At 69.5% G+C, this 15,312-nt stretch carries 20 protein-coding genes and 4 pseudogenes; 12 read left to right on the forward strand and 12 right to left on the reverse strand.

Going from position 1 to position 15,312, the window contains the following annotated elements; genetic code table 11:
• Nucleotides 1-15: 15 nt before the first annotated feature.
• From JK364_RS44560 to JK364_RS44570, 3 genes are all read right to left on the reverse strand, one after another.
• Nucleotides 16-588 carry an SDR family NAD(P)-dependent oxidoreductase gene (locus JK364_RS44560; RefSeq protein WP_230993457.1) on the reverse strand — a complete coding sequence of 191 codons (573 nt, stop codon included), beginning with the start codon at nucleotides 586-588 and terminating at the stop codon, nucleotides 16-18.
• 72 nt (nucleotides 589-660) lie between these two features.
• On the reverse strand, nucleotides 661-1,305 hold the full coding sequence (locus JK364_RS44565) for an SDR family NAD(P)-dependent oxidoreductase (protein WP_201857166.1): 645 nt from the start codon (nucleotides 1,303-1,305) through the stop codon (nucleotides 661-663).
• Nucleotides 1,306-1,516: 211 nt separating this feature from the next.
• Nucleotides 1,517-1,900, reverse strand: coding sequence for a YbhB/YbcL family Raf kinase inhibitor-like protein (locus tag JK364_RS44570; protein WP_201857167.1), 384 nt, complete (start codon nucleotides 1,898-1,900; stop codon nucleotides 1,517-1,519).
• 143 nt (nucleotides 1,901-2,043) lie between these two features.
• Here JK364_RS44570 and JK364_RS44575 point away from each other — a divergent pair, with 143 nt between their 5' ends.
• The 3 genes and pseudogenes from JK364_RS44575 to JK364_RS44585 all read left to right on the forward strand — a co-directional run.
• Entirely contained in the window at nucleotides 2,044-2,733 is a 690-nt protein-coding gene (locus tag JK364_RS44575) for a type 1 glutamine amidotransferase domain-containing protein (RefSeq protein WP_201857168.1), read from the forward strand.
• Between the two features lie 284 nt (nucleotides 2,734-3,017).
• Nucleotides 3,018-3,212: a hypothetical protein gene (locus JK364_RS44580; protein ID WP_201857169.1), complete on the forward strand. Its 195-nt coding sequence runs from the start codon at nucleotides 3,018-3,020 to the stop codon at nucleotides 3,210-3,212.
• Nucleotides 3,196-3,717: pseudogene (locus JK364_RS44585) on the forward strand (transposase); the annotation flags it as partial. The gene JK364_RS44580 and the pseudogene JK364_RS44585, both read left to right, overlap by 17 nt.
• A 3-nt stretch (nucleotides 3,718-3,720) precedes the next feature.
• On the opposite strand, the pseudogene JK364_RS44590 reads toward JK364_RS44585, so the two are convergent.
• Nucleotides 3,721-4,488, reverse strand: a pseudogene (locus JK364_RS44590) (IS110 family transposase); the annotation flags it as partial.
• 929 nt (nucleotides 4,489-5,417) lie between these two features.
• The gene (locus tag JK364_RS44595) at nucleotides 5,418-6,323 is read right to left on the reverse strand and encodes a LysR substrate-binding domain-containing protein (protein ID WP_201857170.1); all 906 of its coding nucleotides are present in this window, start codon (nucleotides 6,321-6,323) and stop codon (nucleotides 5,418-5,420) included.
• Nucleotides 6,324-6,396: 73 nt separating this feature from the next.
• On the opposite strand from JK364_RS44595, the gene JK364_RS44600 reads away from it, so the two are divergent.
• The 6 genes from JK364_RS44600 to JK364_RS44625 are packed head-to-tail and all read left to right on the forward strand — an operon-like array spanning nucleotide 6,397 to nucleotide 9,739.
• Nucleotides 6,397-7,083, forward strand: coding sequence for an RraA family protein (locus JK364_RS44600; RefSeq protein WP_201857171.1), 687 nt, complete (start codon nucleotides 6,397-6,399; stop codon nucleotides 7,081-7,083).
• Nucleotides 7,080-7,745: an RraA family protein gene (locus JK364_RS44605; RefSeq protein WP_201857172.1), complete on the forward strand. Its 666-nt coding sequence runs from the start codon at nucleotides 7,080-7,082 to the stop codon at nucleotides 7,743-7,745. Before JK364_RS44600 ends, JK364_RS44605 begins: the two co-directional genes overlap by 4 nt.
• Nucleotides 7,742-8,368, forward strand: a complete 627-nt coding sequence (locus tag JK364_RS44610; protein WP_201857173.1) for an RraA family protein — start codon at nucleotides 7,742-7,744, stop codon at nucleotides 8,366-8,368. The genes JK364_RS44605 and JK364_RS44610 overlap by 4 nt, the downstream gene beginning before the upstream one ends.
• Nucleotides 8,365-8,556 carry a hypothetical protein gene (locus tag JK364_RS44615; protein WP_201857174.1) on the forward strand — a complete coding sequence of 64 codons (192 nt, stop codon included), beginning with the start codon at nucleotides 8,365-8,367 and terminating at the stop codon, nucleotides 8,554-8,556. Before JK364_RS44610 ends, JK364_RS44615 begins: the two co-directional genes overlap by 4 nt.
• Nucleotides 8,553-8,921 (forward strand): aminotransferase class I/II-fold pyridoxal phosphate-dependent enzyme, encoded by a 369-nt coding sequence (locus JK364_RS44620; protein WP_230993458.1) that lies wholly within the window; start codon nucleotides 8,553-8,555, stop codon nucleotides 8,919-8,921. The genes JK364_RS44615 and JK364_RS44620 overlap by 4 nt, the downstream gene beginning before the upstream one ends.
• The gene (locus JK364_RS44625; protein WP_230993459.1) at nucleotides 8,918-9,739 is read left to right on the forward strand and encodes an alpha/beta fold hydrolase; all 822 of its coding nucleotides are present in this window, start codon (nucleotides 8,918-8,920) and stop codon (nucleotides 9,737-9,739) included. The genes JK364_RS44620 and JK364_RS44625 overlap by 4 nt, the downstream gene beginning before the upstream one ends.
• 110 nt (nucleotides 9,740-9,849) lie before the next feature.
• On the opposite strand, the gene JK364_RS56080 is transcribed toward JK364_RS44625, so the two are convergent.
• The 3 genes from JK364_RS56080 to JK364_RS44635 all read right to left on the reverse strand — a co-directional run bounded on the left by JK364_RS56080 (nucleotide 9,850) and on the right by JK364_RS44635 (nucleotide 11,856).
• Nucleotides 9,850-10,353 carry an amidohydrolase family protein gene (locus JK364_RS56080; RefSeq protein WP_230993460.1) on the reverse strand — a complete coding sequence of 168 codons (504 nt, stop codon included), beginning with the start codon at nucleotides 10,351-10,353 and terminating at the stop codon, nucleotides 9,850-9,852.
• Nucleotides 10,353-11,009: an amidohydrolase family protein gene (locus tag JK364_RS56085; protein WP_230993461.1), complete on the reverse strand. Its 657-nt coding sequence runs from the start codon at nucleotides 11,007-11,009 to the stop codon at nucleotides 10,353-10,355. Before JK364_RS56085 ends, JK364_RS56080 begins: the two co-directional genes overlap by 1 nt.
• A 202-nt stretch (nucleotides 11,010-11,211) precedes the next feature.
• Nucleotides 11,212-11,856 (reverse strand): DUF1707 SHOCT-like domain-containing protein, encoded by a 645-nt coding sequence (locus tag JK364_RS44635; protein ID WP_201857176.1) that lies wholly within the window; start codon nucleotides 11,854-11,856, stop codon nucleotides 11,212-11,214.
• Nucleotides 11,857-12,045: 189 nt separating this feature from the next.
• Here JK364_RS44635 and JK364_RS44640 point away from each other — a divergent pair, with 189 nt between their 5' ends.
• Nucleotides 12,046-12,765: a leucine-rich repeat domain-containing protein gene (locus JK364_RS44640; RefSeq protein ID WP_201857177.1), complete on the forward strand. Its 720-nt coding sequence runs from the start codon at nucleotides 12,046-12,048 to the stop codon at nucleotides 12,763-12,765.
• Nucleotides 12,766-12,780: 15 nt separating this feature from the next.
• A pseudogene (locus JK364_RS44645) lies at nucleotides 12,781-13,080 on the forward strand (phosphotransferase); the annotation flags it as partial.
• Between the two features lie 154 nt (nucleotides 13,081-13,234).
• Here the strand turns inward: JK364_RS44645 and JK364_RS44650 are convergent.
• From JK364_RS44650 to JK364_RS44660, 3 genes are read right to left on the reverse strand one after another with little or no spacing between them, the layout of a single operon-like run.
• The gene (locus JK364_RS44650) at nucleotides 13,235-13,558 is read right to left on the reverse strand and encodes a hypothetical protein (protein WP_037952015.1); all 324 of its coding nucleotides are present in this window, start codon (nucleotides 13,556-13,558) and stop codon (nucleotides 13,235-13,237) included.
• Nucleotides 13,555-13,899, reverse strand: a complete 345-nt coding sequence (locus JK364_RS44655; RefSeq protein ID WP_201857178.1) for a DUF6247 family protein — start codon at nucleotides 13,897-13,899, stop codon at nucleotides 13,555-13,557. Before JK364_RS44655 ends, JK364_RS44650 begins: the two co-directional genes overlap by 4 nt.
• A 26-nt stretch (nucleotides 13,900-13,925) precedes the next feature.
• Nucleotides 13,926-14,348, reverse strand: a complete 423-nt coding sequence (locus tag JK364_RS44660; RefSeq protein WP_201857179.1) for a hypothetical protein — start codon at nucleotides 14,346-14,348, stop codon at nucleotides 13,926-13,928.
• 311 nt (nucleotides 14,349-14,659) lie between these two features.
• On the opposite strand from JK364_RS44660, the pseudogene JK364_RS56090 reads away from it, so the two are divergent.
• Nucleotides 14,660-14,857, forward strand: a pseudogene (locus JK364_RS56090) (MmcQ/YjbR family DNA-binding protein); the annotation flags it as partial.
• 234 nt (nucleotides 14,858-15,091) lie between these two features.
• Here JK364_RS56090 and JK364_RS44670 read toward each other — a convergent pair.
• Nucleotides 15,092-15,307 (reverse strand): MbtH family protein, encoded by a 216-nt coding sequence (locus tag JK364_RS44670; RefSeq protein ID WP_201857180.1) that lies wholly within the window; start codon nucleotides 15,305-15,307, stop codon nucleotides 15,092-15,094.
• Nucleotides 15,308-15,312 lie beyond the last annotated feature (5 nt).

The raw sequence follows: 15,312 nt of genomic DNA on the forward strand, positions 1-15,312 counted from the left end.
CCCTGGTGGGAACGATCAGCTCCGCCTGCTCGCGCTTGGTGTACGCCTCCCAGTACAGCTGGGCGATGGTGTCGGCCTCGGTTTGCCCGGCTCGGTGTTGATGTAGGCGTTGACGGAAATGTGGACCACGTGCACGCCCTTCCCGGCCTCGGCGCTGTGCAGCGTCCGCGCGTCGTAACGCACGGCGGGGCCGGCGATCCCGAAGTTCGCCACGAACGGCAGGGGCTCCCCCGCCGTGTACGCCGTGGTGAACAGCGGGGTCCCGCTGCCGCGCTCGACCATCTCCGGCAGGATCCGGCGGACCGTCCTGATCGCGCCGTGCAGCTGCACGTCCGGCTGCGCCTGGGTGTTCTCGACCGTCATGGCCTCCGGCCCGACGATGTCGACGCCGACGTTGGGCGTCTTGGTCACCGGGGCGAACGAGACCATGTCCACGGCCCCGAAGCGCTCGCGGGACGTCACGGCCGAGGACCTGGCCCTGGTGTTCTGGTCCCACACGCGCGTGATCGAGGCGACCCACGCCTCGGCGCCGCGCGCCTGGCGCCGCCACCTCGCCCTCACCCTCGACGGCTTCCGCTCCCCGCCCATGACCGCCACCGAGGTACACGACGCGGCGGCCCTGAGCGAGTCGGTGATCTGGCCCGGCGGCCGGCGGCTCGCTCAGTGGAAGACGTCGCGCTCCCACTGGCCGCGCGGCTGGGTGTGCAGGCGCCAGTAGTGCTCGGCGATGTCGTCAGGGTCGTACGCCGTCCCGGGCGCGACTACTCCGCCGACGGTGACGGTGGCGACGTGCACACCGGACGGCCCGTACTCCGCGTCGAGCAGCTCGACCAGCGCCCGTACCCCGGCCTTGCCCAGCGACAGACTCACGTACTGCGGCTTCATCTCCGGCATCCCGCCGGTGACAACGAACGTTCCCCGACCGCGCCGTGCCATCCCGGGCAGGGTGTGCGAGGCCGCGGTGAGGGCGCCGAGAACGTTGACCGCGTAGGTGTCCAGGTGATCGCGGAGCGGGAGCTCGCCGATGGTGTCCGGCCGGATGACGGCCGCGTTGTAGACCACGGCGTCAGGTTCGCCGAGTTCACCAGCGGCGGTGTCCAGAGCGGTGCGCAGGGCGGTCTCGTCGGCGGCGTCGGCGGTGAGCGGCAGAGCCCGTACGCCCAGGGAGCCGATGGACTCGGCCGCCGCCACCACCGTTTCCTTCCTCCGCGCGATCAGGGCGACCGGCAGTCCCTCCCGGGCGAACCGCCGAGCCACCGCCTGCCCGATCCCCTGCCCCGCCCCGATGATCAACGCTCCCGCCATGACCGCTCCTTCTTTTCAGAGTGCGACAACGGCAATGGTCAACTCCGTCCGACCGCCGTGTCTTCCCCGGGCGCCCGGCTCACGCCCCACCGACGTTGGATGCGCTGGACCCGTAGGGCCCGGATCACGTCCAGCCAACAACAGCCAGGGTGGTAATAGACCGAGTCCGCACCCGAGCCGCCAGTCGTGGCAGCGATCCACGGACTGGCCATCAGGGCTCGGGTGCGGCGCCGAGGTAGCCGTGCCGGCCCGCGTCGTTGGCCAGCGTTTTCGCGCCAGCGGGCAGGTGCTGCCCTCCGGCATCGCCCGCTCCTGCGGGCGACTCGGTCACCGAGGCGGGGATGTCGAGGACTGCCCAGTGCCAGAAGCCGCTGACCGTCAGTGCGTCCGGGTCATAGCACGTGACCGCGAAGCTCTGGGTCCCGGCCGGATGGCCGTCCCAGGCCAGGTGCGGGGAGCGGTCCTGGCCCGGCCTGCCGAACAGGCTGCTGCGCTGGGCGACGGCCAGGGTCGCACCGTCGGCGATGTCGGTGCTGCGAAGCGCGAACTCCGGCACCGCAGGAAGCGCGCTGTAGGGGTCGTAGCGCTGGGTCATGTCCGATCCTTCGGGCTCGTGGCACCCGGCTTTACGTGCCCATGGCCACCGCAGGTGTGGCGGACCACCGCCTGCCCATACCATGCTTTAAAGGAGATACATGCGCTAACCATGCCGAATCCTGACAGGAAGGCGGTTGCGTGATGGCCAAGATACTATTCGTGATGACCGGCACGCCGTACTGGACTCTCAAGGACGGCACCAGGCACGCGACCGGCTACTGGGCCGAGGAGTTCGCCGCCCCGTACAAGGCCCTCACCGAGGCGGGCCATGAGATCACCGTCGCCACCCCCGGCGGAGCCGTTCCGACGGTGGACATGATGAGCCTGCGGCCCGATATGGCGGGCAGCGCGCAGACCGCACTCGATCTGGAGGCCATCATCCGCTCCGCGGAGGTGATGCGGCGCCCGATCCACCTCGCGGATGCCCGGCTGGACGACTACGACGCTCTCTACTTCCCCGGCGGCCACGGGCCCATGGAAGACCTGAGCGTCGACGCCGACGCCGGCCGCCTGCTGACGGCGGCCCTGCCCTCCGGCAAACCCCTGGCCATCGTCTGCCACGCCCCGGCAGCGATGCTGGCGACCAGGATCCACGGGAAATCGCCCTTCGCCGGCTACCGGGTCACCGGCTTCACCAACGAGGAAGAGGAGGAAGTCGGCCTCGCCAAGAGGGCCCGCTGGACGCTGGAGACCGAACTCATCGCACTCGGCGTCGACTTCACCAAGGGCGAGAAGTGGAAGCCCTACACAGTAGTCGACCGCAACCTGTACACCGGACAGAACCCCGCATCAGCATCCCACCTGGCCGAACGCCTCCTCAAGGTCCTCTGAACCGCACGACGGCCCACCCCAGCGGCCCTGGGCAGAGACAGCCCGTCAGTCACCTCAGGCGCCTAACGTGTCAAGCTGCCTGTCCTCTGACATGAGATCTTGGCCGTTGGCCAGGAGATTTTGACGACCAGCAGTCCTCTGTCACTTGATCTTGACCGATGGTCCTCCAGCGTGAAGGGGAGAGGCAGTGGGCCAGATGTCGTTTCGGCCGGACATCCCGTTGGGGCCCTTCCTGCTCTGAGACCATCAGCAGGACCGTACAACTGAACGCAGAGGTGAAGAACATGATCAATCTGGTGCTGCTCGGCGTCTTAGTGCTCGCCGTCGGCGGGTGTGCATGTGTGGTGTGGGCGGAGCGCGGCGGACCCCGCTGGGTCCGCCGCGTGGCGACCGTGACGCTCGCCGCGAGCGAGCTCGTGCGTCGCTCCCAGAAGCGCCGGCGCCGGAGCGGGAACCGGACCACCAGCGGTGGCGACTAGAAACGGTCAAAGTCGCCTGGCAATCGGTCGAGATCACTTGTCAGAGGTCACTGCCCGCGGCGAGTTCGACGCCGACGACCTGGCCAAGGCGGTCGAAGAGGCTTTCCCTCAGCACCCGGACGCTGAGATCATCCCCAGTTTCCCCGGCCTCGGCGCTCAGATCGGCGCCCGGGTGCTCGCCGAGATCGGAGACGACCGCACCAGGTTCGCCGGCACCCGCGGCCTGAAGGCATACGCCGGCGCCTCACCCATCACCAGGGCCTCCGGCAAGAAGTCGAGCATCACCCGCCGGTGGGTCAAGAACGACCGTCTCAACCACGCCGGCTACTTATGGGCCTTCTCCGCCATCACCGCCTCACCAGGCGCCAAAGCCCACTACCGCAGGCGCCGCGACGACCAGGGCGACTGGCATGCCGCAGCCCAGAGGAACCTCTTCAACCGCATGCTCGGACACCTCTACCACTGCCTCCAGCACCACAAGCTGTTCGACGAACACACCGCCTACCCCGGCGGTGCAGGCGGCTTGGAGCTGGGCCAGGAGCGCGAGCATCTGCTTGCCGAGCGCGTCCTCGACCAGTGCCGGCTGGTGAGCCCAGTCGGAGCGAAAGACCTCCCGGAGCCGTTCAGCCTCGACAGCGATGCCGCGCTGGCGGCCCGCTCGCTTCAGAGCCGCCTGCAGCTGCGTGCGCGAGAGCTGCGCGGCTCGGGTGGGCGTCGGAGCCGCCTTGAGGAGCTCGTGGGCCTCCGGTCGGCACAGACCGTTGCGCCAGGACTCGAAGGCGGCCAACGCGGAGAGGTAGTACTCCCGCAGCAGCGAGCGCAGCTGGTTGGAGATCTGCTGCCGGTTCCAGGTGGCGTCCTGCTGGGCGCGTGCGAGCACGGCGACCGCGCGGGCCAGGTCACTGTCCTGCGGCAACGGCCGGTGAGGGCGCATGTCGGTGCGCAGAATGTTGGCCAGGACCAGGGCGTCGCCAGGGTCGGACTTCTTGCGGGAGACGCTGTGGCGGTCCCGGTAGCGGGCGGCGGCCATCGGGTTGATCGCGAACACCTGCCGCTTGCCGGTCCGCAGCACCGCGACCAGCAGTCCCCGAGAGGTCTCGATCGCGACCGGGATCGGGTTCTCCTCGGTGTCGCCGTACTCGGCGAGCAGATCCAGCAGGATCTTGTAGCCAGCCGCGTCGTCGGTGATGTGCCGCTTGGCCAGTAACTGGCCGCTGTCGTCGACCAGGGCGACGTCGTGTGTTCGCTCGGCCCAGTCGATGCCGGAGTAGATCAATACTTTCCCCTCCGTCGTACTGTTTTTGCTGGTCACGAGGTCGTGCGGAACCACGCGGCGACCTAATCCCAGGACTCGGCCTCATGGCCGGTCCGCCACCTCAGTAGCCGTTCGTGGCACCAGCTAGCCCCACGGGCCTCGGTCTATGCGGGAGCTCGAACGGCTCGGGCTTCACAAGAGGTCACCGTGGAGCGGGCTCGCACCACCAAACACCAACGAGTGGTCTTTCGACGGGTGTTGACGCTCGGCGACGCTGGATGGCGTCGATCTTTCGGTAGGCATCACGTGCCCGGAGGGACGTCAAGCGTCCGTCCAGCGCCGACGGGCGCCAACACCTGTCCGGGCGCGGTGTGCTGCGGGAACGCCGACCGCCGCACGGTCTGCCGAGAGGCATCACAAAGGCCCTGACTCGCGAAGGCGTCCGTACGGCGTCCACGCAGCACGCCACGAACTCATTACCGCTGGTGGTGACGGCCGTGAAGGCCCCGGACGCCGCACTGTCTGACGGAAGGCGTCGAGCGCCCAGCGGGAAGCAGGCGTCCGTCCGGTGCCCACAGGGCCGCCAATACCGTGCCCTCGCGTGGGTCAGCGGTGGCTGCCGCGAAGGCGCCGGACGCCACCAGTCTCCAGCGAGGCATCGCGGCCAGGATGCTGTTGGGTATCCGTCCGGCACCCGTGAGCGCCACCACCTGTAAGGGCAGCGTGGTGGTGGCCGGGGAGGCGCCGTGACGCGCTCGGTCTCACAGCAGTCTTCAACGGGAACGGGGTGTGAGTAGGCATCATCCCGGCGCCCGCACGACCACCACCACTCGAACAGTCGGCTGGGCTCGTCTCCCCTCCGGACCGCTCTTAACTCCGGATTAGGCGGGAGTGCTACCACGGCTGTCACAGCAGAAACACCGAACACGAATCAGAGGTCGTTTCCGCAGTTAGTTGTGCGACGGCGGTGCCTGCGCCGTGGTCAGCTGCGCCGCGATGGCTGTGACGCGTTCGGCCAGCGCACCAGGGGTGGATCTCGTCATGGCGGTGAGTTCGATGGTCGCCGTCGCGTGACAGAGCGGTCTGAAACGGACGGCAGGTCGTGATGCCGATGCCGCGGCAGGGACGATGGTGACGCCGAGCCCGCATTCGACCATGGCGATCTGCGAGGTCACCGACCGTGCCCAGTGGGCCGGGAGAGGGCTGAATCCGGCCGCTCGGCACATGGCCGCCATGGCGTCGTGGTAGTCGGGCGAGATATGGCGGTGCAGCCACACCCACGGGCTGTCCGCGAGGTCCGCCAGGTCCAGCGGGCCGGTGGCATGGGCGGCGGGGTGGTGGAGGGGCAGGGCCGCGACGAACCGGTCGGCGAAGAGTGAGGTCGCGGTGGTGCCGCGCACCGGGGCGGTCTGGCGCACGATCGCCCAGTCGAGCGAGTGGTCGAGGAGCCCCGCCGCGGCCTCGTGGGTGTCGATCTCCTGGGTGCGGATCTCGACGTCCGGCATGGCCTCGTGGAACCGCTCCAGCACGAGCGGCAGGGGCCAGGAGAAGGCGGAGGCGACGGCGCCCAGGCTGAGTCGTCCGCCGCGCCCGGTGGCGGCCTGCCGGGCGGCGGTTTCGGCTTCCTCGGCGTGCCGGATGAGGGCACGGCAGTGGTCCAGGAACACGGTTCCGGCGGGGCTGAGGGCGACCGACCGCTGGGTGCGGTGCAGCAGTTCGCAGCCGAGCTGCTGTTCAAGCTGCTTGATGGCCTGGGACAGCGGTGGCTGGGACATCTGCAGCCGCCTGGCCGCACGGCCGAAGTGGAGTTCTTCGGCGACCGCGACGAAATACCGGGCCTGCCGGATCTCGACCATGATTCGCTCAGCCTCTTACTGATAGAGGAAATCAGACCTTCCGAATATATCTGGAGGCTGTTGAAGTGGGGCCATGAGCCACTCATCACTTCTGGACCGCTTCGCGGCACTCGACTCCGCCGCGGTCAGCGATGCGCTCGACCGGCTCGGGCTGCCCCCCGGAGTCGGCGGCATCCGTCCGGTGTGGGGTCCCGCGGCCGTCGTGGGATTCGCCGTCACCGTGGGACTCGAACCTCGCACCGAAGGCCCTTCCGGAGCCCACATCGCCACCACTGCCGTCGAGAGCTCGGACGACCAGAGCGTGATCGTCGTTGACAACCAGGGCCGCACCGATGTGTCCTGCTGGGGCGGCATCCTAAGCCTGGGCGCGGCCCGTCGCGGTGTTCGCGGTGTCGTGGCCGACGGCGTGTGCCGCGACGTGGCGGAGGCTCGCGAGCTGGGCTTCCCGGTGTTCTCGCTGGGCTCGGTCCCGGCCACGGCCCGGGGCAGGTTGCGGCAGCGCTCCACCGGCGAGCCGATCAGCGTCGCCGGGCTCACCGTGGAACAGGGCGACGTCGTCGTCGCCGACGAGACCGGTCTCGTCGCCGTCCCGCGGGACCGGGCCGAGGAAGTCGTGGAGATCGCCACAGCGATCGTCGCCCGGGAGCGCGCCATCGCGGACGAAGTGCGCGCGGGCGCGCCCCTCTCCCGGGCCATGCACGACGCCCGCCTCGCCGGAGAGGACACCCGCCTCGCCGGAGAGAGGGAGCCGGTCCGATGAATGCCCCCGTCACCACCTCGAACCTCGCCACCGGCCTGTCCACCGCGTCCGTCTCCGACGCCCTCGACTCGCTCGGACTCCCCGGCTCCCTGCACGGCATCGGAGCCCTGCGCCAGGGCCGGCGGACCGTCGGCCCGGTCTTCACCGTCAGCTACGAACCGGTCGACGAGGCCGGCGGCACGGTGGGCGACTTCCTGGACGACGTCCCCGCCGGCGCGGTGATCCTGATCGACAACGCCGGCCGCACCGACTGCACGGTGTGGGGCGGCATCATGAGCCAGGTCGCCCACGACCGCGGCGTCGCGGGCACCGTCATCAACGGCACCTGCCGCGATGTCGCCGTCGCGACCGACGCCGGATACCCGATCTGGTCGGTCTCCCGTTTCATGCGCACCGGCAAGGACCGCGTCCGGGTGGCCGCGATCCAGACGGCCGTCACCATCAACGGCGTCCTCATCCGCCCCGGCGACATCCTCGTGGCCGACGACGACGGCGCCGTGGTCGTCCCGGCCGCCCGCTGGGACGAGGTCGCGGACCTCGCCCGCCGTATCGACCGCGTCGAAGACGCCATCGTCGAGGCCGTCCGCGGCGGCGCCACCCTCGCCGAGGCGCGGGCGCTGCACGGCTACCACTCGCTGCAGACCCGGAAGGACGCCTCATGAGCACGAATGACCTCGCCCGCGGCCACTCCAGCGCGACCCTGTCCGAGGCCTCCGGACTCTCCGTGGCGCTGTCCCCGGAGATCCGCCCGCTGTGGGCCGGTGCCCGGCTGTGCGGCCCGGCGTTCACCGTGCAGGGCGCCGGCGGCGACAACCTCGCCCTGCACCACGCCATACCGCAGGCCCCGCCCGGATCCGTCCTGGTCGCCGACCTCGGCGGCGCCCGCTTCGGCCACTGGGGCGAGATCCTCACCGTGGCCGCCCAGCACCGGGCGATCGCGGGCCTGCTCATCGACGGCGGCGTACGCGACGCGGCGGAGACCGAGGCGCTCGGCTTCCCGGTCTTCTCGCGCAACAACGCGATCCTCGGCACCCACAAGGACTTCCGCGGCGTGTTCGGGGGCCCCGTCGAGGTCGGTGGCGTCACGGTCCACACCGGAGACCTCGTCGTCGGGGACGTCGACGGAGTCGTGGCGCTGCCCGCGTCCGACACCGAGCGGATCCTCGACCGCGCCGACGCGCGCGTGGCCCACGAGAAGGAGCTGATGAAGCAGGTGCGGGACGGCCACAGCACCCTCGACCTGTACAACAACTTCGAAGCCACCCGGGCGGTGACAACCCGATGACGGACAACCCGATCTTCGCCGTGGCCGCCAAGGCCCAAGAACTCCGAGACCAGGGCGCCGACGTCATCTCCCTCGCCGCCGGAGAGCCCCAGGCGGCCACCGGCGCCTACCGGTCGATCCTGCGCGTGGCTCCACAGGCGCGCGGCCGTACCTCGTCGTGGGCGGAGTGTCCAGGGAACACGCCATGACCGGCTGGCGCGTCGGCCGGCTCGCGGCACCACCGGAGATCATCGCCTCGGCACGGCTCCATGTGGCCCGCACCATCACCCACGTCCCCACGGTCAACCATCGGGCCGCCCTCGCCGCCATGGCCGACACCGGTACGCTCCTCCGCGACCGCGGCTGGTCCAGCAGCGCCGACCTCGCCGCGTGGCTCCTCGACACCGCCCATCTCGCGGTCGTACCCGGCGAGGCGTTCAACGCCCCCGAACGCATCCGTATGTGCTTCGCCGTCGACGACGCGACGCTGATCACCGCGGCCGAGCGACTGCGGACCGCCCTCGGACCCACGGAACACGAGCCGGCCGTACAACAGTTGGAGGAGGCCCGATGAGCCCCGTCAGGAAACTCGAACGCTTCACGCTCCCCCTCACCGTCGGCGGTACCCGCGTCGAGGTGTCCGGCCTCCACCGCGGCGGCACCGGCACGCCCCTGATGTTCCTCCACGGCTTCGGCTCGGCAAAGGAGGACTACGCGGACGTGGTCCAGCAGGAACCGCTCGCCGACCGCCCTGTCCTGGCCTACGACGCGCCCGGCTGCGGCGCCAGCACCTGTGCGGACCTCGACGCCGTCTCCATCCCCTTTCTCGTCTCCGTCGCCGAGCAGGTCCTCCAGGCGCGGCAGATCGGCCGGTTCCACCTCGTCGGGCACTCGATGGGCGGCCTGACCGCACTCCTGCTCGCCGACGGCGACCCCAGCAGGGCCGCGAGCTTCACCAACATCGAGGGCAACCTCGCACCCGAGGACTGCTTCCTCAGCCGACAGATCGTCACCCACTCCCACGACGATCCCGACGATTTCCTGGCCCGGTTCGCCGAACGCGTCGGGGACTCACGCTTCTACGGCGGCGCCCTGTACTCGTCGAGCCTTTCCCACAAGGTCCGGGCCGGAGCTGTCAGGGCGATCTTCGAGTCCATGGTCGACCTCTCCGACCATGGCAAGCTGCTCGACCGGTTCCTCGGACTCCCCGCGCCGAAGATGTTCATGTACGGGGAGCAGAACAACACCCTGACCTATCTCCCCGCCCTGGCCGAGGGCGGCGTCGAACTCGCCGAGATCGATCACTGCGCCCACTTCCCGATGTACTCCAACCCGCCACAGATGTGGACCCGCATCGCCGACCTCGTCACACGCGCCGCCGCCGGCTCCTGAACAGACGCCTTCCCGGCCCGCGATCCGCCGCTTCCACGCCAGTTCGTGACGAGGCCGAACAGCCCCTGCCGGACCGTCGGTCCCGAAACCCGCCACGTCCCGCTTACCGCTTACCGCTTACCGATGGGTGCGACCAGGAGGCCGCCGACGAAGGTGTGGGTGGGGTCGAGGTCGCGCAGGGTGTCACCGGAGCAGTGGGCGGGGTCCTGGTCCCAGATGGTGAGGTCGGCGAGGCGGCCGGGGGTGAGGGTGCCGCGCAGGTGCTCCTCGCCGAGCAGTCGGGCGGCGTTGGTGGTGTGCAGGGTGAGGGCTTCGTCGTAGGTGATGGCGTGTTCGGGGCCCTTGACGCCGATGACGGTCTGCCGGGTGGTCATGCCCCAGACGGAGCGCATGGCGCCGAACTGGCCGACAGGGAAGTCGGATCCGGCGCTGACCTGGGCTCCCAGGTCGATCCAGCCTCGGGCGGGGAAGAGCCGGGCGACGCGTTCGGGGCCCCAGAAGCCCTCCTCCACCTCGGCGGTGTCGTGCAGCAGCGGCTGCTGGATGGTGACGGGGACGCCCAGGGCGACGGCGCGAGCGCGCTGTTCGGGGCCGGCCAGGCCGCCGTGCTCCATCACCAGCGTGCCGGCGGGCGCAGTCCGTCGATGCGCTCGGCCCGGTCGGGGGCCGGGACCAGGTGCTCCACCAGGTGCAGGGCGTTGTCGATCAACCGGCCGTCCAGCTTGCCGTCGGCGCCGCGGCCGATGGTGCCGCCCGGCGGTACGGGGGTCTGCTCGGTGATGCCCGCCACGCGCAGCGCGTAGGTGTTGACGACGTCGTTGTGGCCACCGCGCTTGACGAGGACCGGGTGCCGGTCGGTGGCCTGGTCGAGTTCGGCCGCGGTGGGCATGCGGCGCTCGGCCAGGTTGAGTTCCTGCCAGTTGGTGGTGGTGCGGATCCACTCGCCCTGGGGGGTGACGGCGGCCCGCTGCCGGATCAGGTCGAGGAACTCGGGGATGTTCCGGGCCCGGTGGACGGGGACGTCGTGGGCACCCAGCGCCGCGAAGATCAGGTGGGTGTGGGTGTCGTCGAAGGCGGGCAGCACGGTGGCGCCGGGCAGGTCGTGCACCTCCGTGCCCGCGCTCACCAGATGGTCGAGGCCGTTGGGGTCGGCGGACACGGCGGCGATACGGTCGCCGCGTACGGCCAGTGCCCGCCGCGGGGCCTGACCGGGCACCAGGGTGTGCAGCGCGCCGGCGCGGATCAGCAGGTCGGCTCCGTGATCAGTCATCGTCTTCTCCCTCATCTCGAAGGTGTCGGATCCCGAAGGTGTCGTTCGGTGACGAGACTGGTGTAGACGCCGTGCGGGTATTCACTGCCATTTCACAGGCCCTTGCTCAGGAAACACGCCAGCGGATCGGCCCATGGGCAGATCATGCGACAGGTGCTCGATGAAACCGACCGTCGGATCGCAGCCGCTCACCACGATGGAGTCAATCGCCTGCGGGTTTGCGCAGCAGCCACTGTCCGAACGTCCGCCGTGCGGGCCGCACCACCACGCGGCCGTGGGTAGCCGTGCCGACCAGCTCCACGCGCAGCGTTATCGGCGTCCCGTGGTCCAGAGCCTCACGAATCTTGATCTTGCTGTGTACCAGGCTCAGGGCACCGGCATCGACCACGATGCCCGGCTTGGTGATCAGCGTCAGCCTCTTGCCTGCCGTGTTCATGTCGATCCGCAAGGTGTCCTGCGTGATCACCGCCTGAGTGAAGTCGAGCGTCACCTCACACCACGCGGTGGCCAGCTCCAGCCTCCGCGGCACCACCCAGCGCCCCACGCGTTTGACCGCACCGCTGTGAATCCCCTCGATCCGGAGTACGTCCTTGACCTCCGCTACGGCCGTCCCGGTCGAAGCGGACACGGCCGGCAGGTCAGCAGTCAGCTCGGTCAGCTCGCTGACGGTACGCGCCGACAGGGCAGCTTCCAGACGCTCGTCCAACTCGTCCGCGGTCAGCAGACCATCCCCCGCCGCAATGCGCAGCACGTCCACCACCCGGTCCCGGTCCGCATGAGAGGCCCTCAGCTCGGGCGACGAGTCGGAGTCGGAGCGCTTCCCGGTGGGCGAAATCTCTCCCGACATACTTCCATCCTGGTCCTGTTGAACGTCTCCGCGCGACGCAGGCAGCGGCGCGAGAAGAAGACTAACGCTATATCGCGATATAAATTCTGGCTGGGCCCATCACGGGGAGGCGACGGTCAGCGTCGATTCACGGCATGCATCCATCATGTCGAGGCCCGGTCTCGACCTACATGAGGGAAGGATGGGGCCGTGCAGCCCACACTCAACCTTTGGCGCCAGCAGCTTGGAGAGGTGCCCGAGTCGGTCTGGCAGCGCACCGAGCTCCGGGTGCTGATCCTGGCCGACAACGGCCTCACGACCCTCTCCCCGAGGATCGGACAACTGGACAGCCTGACCACTTTGGATCTCGGCCACAACAAACTCACGTCGCTTCCCGATTCTCTGGGCGCCCTGATCGGCCTCACCGGCTGCCTCTACCTGCACGACAACAACTTGTCCCAGCTCCCGGACACGCTGGGAAACCTGACGCGGCTGCGCTACCTCAACGTCGGCGAGAATCCTCTCGCCGCCTTGCCCGAGACCGTCAGCGGGATGACGGAACTGATCGAGCTCCGAGCCCAGCACAATCGGCTGACCGGATTGCCTGAGACCATCGGCTGCCTCCGCAAGCTGCGTGAACTCTGGCTGCGAGGGAACGCGCTCAGCGCCTTGCCATCGACGGTGACCGGTCTGCGTGAACTGCGGCACCTGGACCTGCGTGAGAACGCATTCACCGAACTGCCCGAGTCGCTGGCCGGTCTCCCCCGGCTTCGGCAACTCGACCTCCGCAGCAACCACATCGTCCAGGTTCCGGACTGGGTCGCACGGATGCCTGCCCTGGAGAAGCTGGATCTTCGTTGGAACACCTGCGAGCCTTCCCACCGTTTGCTCACTGAGCTGGAGGAACGCGGGTGCGTCGTCCTGCTGTGAGTCGACCCGTTCTGTATGGAGCGCGCCGAGGACTGGCTGAGCAGGGAGGCCGACGCCCTGACCCTGCTGGCGGGGACCGGTGTCTCGGCTCCTGGGCTGGTCGCGGTTGATCCGACCGCCGCGCATTGCGAGTATCCGTCGCTCCTTATGACACATCTGGCGGGCCGGACGGTCCTCGACGATGAGGGTTTGGAGACGCGTGTCCCTCTGCTGGCCCGTCAACTCGCGGCGATCCACTCGGTGCGGCCCGCCGTGCGGCCCCGGGGGTATGTGGCGTTGACGACCGCCGACACCGTCGTGACTCCGAGCGGGTCTCGGCGCCCCTGACATGGCCGATGTCCGGCAGAGAACTGATCACACGCGGCAACTTGTGTGCAGCTCGGGCTCAAGGGATGAGCCTGACGGGACGGCGCCTGTCGACACCGGGCAAGTGTCGATCGGCCGTCAGGGAGCGAGCGGTGCGATCGGCTCACTGCCAGAAGCACTCTTCGATCACGAGCTGAGGGTCGGTGGTTCTCCTGGTGAATTGGTACCGCAGCCAGCCACGTCCGTGGTCGAAGTAGAGGACGTGCTGACCGCCGGGGCGGGTGGACTGGGCCGGTTCCACGCTCATCCCGGCTGGAAGGTCCCGGTCGGTGTCGATGCCCCGAAAGTAGGGGTCGGCGGCGGTGACGAGTTCGGCGCGGGCGGCGTATACCAGGGTGCGGGCCGCTTCTGGGAGGGCGTCGCGGTCTTCCTCGGCCTTCTTGGTCCAGTCCGCTTGCCAGGGCGGCCCCATGAAACTGTCGGTCACTGGCCGGGTTCCGCCTGCGCTGCCTGACGGCGAAGGTTCCCGGCTTCCTCGATGAGGGCTTTGGCGCGGCTGTAGTCGGGCTCCCGGTCGGCCTCGTCCTCCAGGGCGTGCACTTTCGCCTCCAGGCGCGGGTCACGGGAGACGGCGAATTCACCCCACCAGCGGGCCATGAAGGCGGGGACCGGCGCCAGGTCGTAGGCATCGGCGATGTCGCGACGCCAATGCCGGTCGAAGTCGACGAGGAGTTGCGGCGCGTGCTGGGCGATGGCGGCGCGGAGCGCTTTGGGCGTCCTGTCCGGCATGGGGGGCACGGCCCCTGGGCCGAGCGGCGCGGCAGTCATGAGCGGCATTCCTTCGATGGTGGCGGTCAGGCTACGGACAGTGTGGAGCGCGTAGCGCCCGTGGGGCCGTCGGGGGTGCCGGCGGAGACGAAGGCATCGCGCTGGCCGGTGGTGACCATGCGGGCGTGGGTGTGGACCTCGCCTCGGGCGTAGGCGTCCAGCAGGATCTCGACGAGGGCGGACATGGACCGGACCGTGTCCTTTGTGCGGCGCTCGTTGGCTGCGTGCCATACGGCATCAGTGGTGAAGATGGTGCGGCCTCGCCGGTTGCGCGCCTCAGGGTCCGGAGAGGTGCGCGGTAGCGCGAGAGTCCCGGCAGCGTAGTCGGTGAGCGCTCGGGAGGCCACCCAGATGAGGGGTAGGCCTTCGTTCTTGGCACGGCGGCCTGCGGCGTGCCATACGTTCTTGGCGATGTTCGGGGCGCGCTCTGTCTCGCCTGCTGCCGGCATGCGACGGCCCTCCCGTCGTGACACCCTCGGATCTACCTATCGAAAGGGTACTACGGATCGAACCGGTAAGTCAGCGGGGCGCTGGTCAGGTCCACGAGGCCGAACGGTCAAGGTCACCATCCATGGTGGACTGCGGCGATCCAGGTCGGCGCGCGGTATCACCGACTGCTTCGGATCTCTCGACCCGGGATCCCGGGTGCGCGCCCCGTTCAGGCGCCGCACCAGCAGCTGCACCGGCTGCCTCCCCTTGAGATCCGCACATAGGGAGGGCTGGTCTTGCCGTGGATCTTGACGCTCGTGCCTCCCGGCACCCGGAGGTGTCGACCTTCAAAGTGGCCGGCAAGATCTTCGCCCTGACGACGCTGGACGCCCGTCCGCTCACGGTGAATCTGAAGTGCGACCCGGCGGAGGCGGGTCGGCTCCGTGAGGGGCATCCGGAGCTGATCGTCCCGGGGTGGCACATGAACAAGCGCCACTGGAACACGGTGACGGTCGATGGCGCCCTTCCGGCCTGCCGGTGGCGGCCGCGGACGCCGACAGCGTCGGCCTCAGCGTGCGCGCCCTCCAACTGTCCAAAGGCCGAACTGCACAGCGAGGTCCGCGTGGAGCGCATGGAGTTCGAGAAGGTCATGGGCCGCGCCTCGATGTACCTGATCGCCACGTGGCTGCTCGACGGTGGGGCGGGCTGACCCGCACCGCCGCCCGGACAGCGCCGGTGCGGGTCGGCGGCCGGTCGGGGCGGCTCAGCCGGTGGCCGGATCCGCGGGCCGGGTCGGGCCGCCGGGGGCGAGGTCGGTCCAGGTGCGCTCGATGTGGTCCAGGCACACGTCCCGGGGTGCGGCCGGGTGCGTCTCGTGCCATCCGTCGGGCACCGGGGCGAAGGTGGGCCACAGGGCTTGCTGGTTCTGGTCGTTGACCACGACGAGGAAGGTGCCGTCCGGGTCGTCGAAGGGGTTCACGGCTT

The organism is Streptomyces endocoffeicus (assembly GCF_016741935.1).
GTDB classification, from domain to species: domain Bacteria; phylum Actinomycetota; class Actinomycetes; order Streptomycetales; family Streptomycetaceae; genus Streptomyces; species Streptomyces endocoffeicus.

What these genes read in the sequence shown, in the direction of transcription:
- JK364_RS44635 (WP_201857176.1), bottom strand. Translation starts at nt 11,856, where the DNA reads ATGTCGGGAGAGATTTCGCCCACCGGGAAGCGCTCCGACTCCGACTCG.
- JK364_RS44560 (WP_230993457.1), bottom strand. Translation starts at nt 588, where the DNA reads ATGGGCGGGGAGCGGAAGCCGTCGAGGGTGAGGGCGAGGTGGCGGCGC.
- JK364_RS44660 (WP_201857179.1), bottom strand. Translation starts at nt 14,348, where the DNA reads ATGCCGGCAGCAGGCGAGACAGAGCGCGCCCCGAACATCGCCAAGAAC.
- JK364_RS44605 (WP_201857172.1), top strand. Translation starts at nt 7,080, where the DNA reads ATGAATGCCCCCGTCACCACCTCGAACCTCGCCACCGGCCTGTCCACC.
- JK364_RS44565 (WP_201857166.1), bottom strand. Translation starts at nt 1,305, where the DNA reads ATGGCGGGAGCGTTGATCATCGGGGCGGGGCAGGGGATCGGGCAGGCG.
- JK364_RS56080 (WP_230993460.1), bottom strand. Translation starts at nt 10,353, where the DNA reads ATGGAGCACGGCGGCCTGGCCGGCCCCGAACAGCGCGCTCGCGCCGTC.
- JK364_RS44600 (WP_201857171.1), top strand. Translation starts at nt 6,397, where the DNA reads ATGAGCCACTCATCACTTCTGGACCGCTTCGCGGCACTCGACTCCGCC.
- JK364_RS44595 (WP_201857170.1), bottom strand. Translation starts at nt 6,323, where the DNA reads ATGGTCGAGATCCGGCAGGCCCGGTATTTCGTCGCGGTCGCCGAAGAA.
- JK364_RS44570 (WP_201857167.1), bottom strand. Translation starts at nt 1,900, where the DNA reads ATGACCCAGCGCTACGACCCCTACAGCGCGCTTCCTGCGGTGCCGGAG.
- JK364_RS44620 (WP_230993458.1), top strand. Translation starts at nt 8,553, where the DNA reads ATGACCGGCTGGCGCGTCGGCCGGCTCGCGGCACCACCGGAGATCATC.
- JK364_RS56085 (WP_230993461.1), bottom strand. Translation starts at nt 11,009, where the DNA reads ATGACTGATCACGGAGCCGACCTGCTGATCCGCGCCGGCGCGCTGCAC.
- JK364_RS44625 (WP_230993459.1), top strand. Translation starts at nt 8,918, where the DNA reads ATGAGCCCCGTCAGGAAACTCGAACGCTTCACGCTCCCCCTCACCGTC.
- JK364_RS44580 (WP_201857169.1), top strand. Translation starts at nt 3,018, where the DNA reads ATGATCAATCTGGTGCTGCTCGGCGTCTTAGTGCTCGCCGTCGGCGGG.
- JK364_RS44655 (WP_201857178.1), bottom strand. Translation starts at nt 13,899, where the DNA reads ATGACTGCCGCGCCGCTCGGCCCAGGGGCCGTGCCCCCCATGCCGGAC.
- JK364_RS44615 (WP_201857174.1), top strand. Translation starts at nt 8,365, where the DNA reads ATGACGGACAACCCGATCTTCGCCGTGGCCGCCAAGGCCCAAGAACTC.
- JK364_RS44575 (WP_201857168.1), top strand. Translation starts at nt 2,044, where the DNA reads ATGGCCAAGATACTATTCGTGATGACCGGCACGCCGTACTGGACTCTC.
- JK364_RS44610 (WP_201857173.1), top strand. Translation starts at nt 7,742, where the DNA reads ATGAGCACGAATGACCTCGCCCGCGGCCACTCCAGCGCGACCCTGTCC.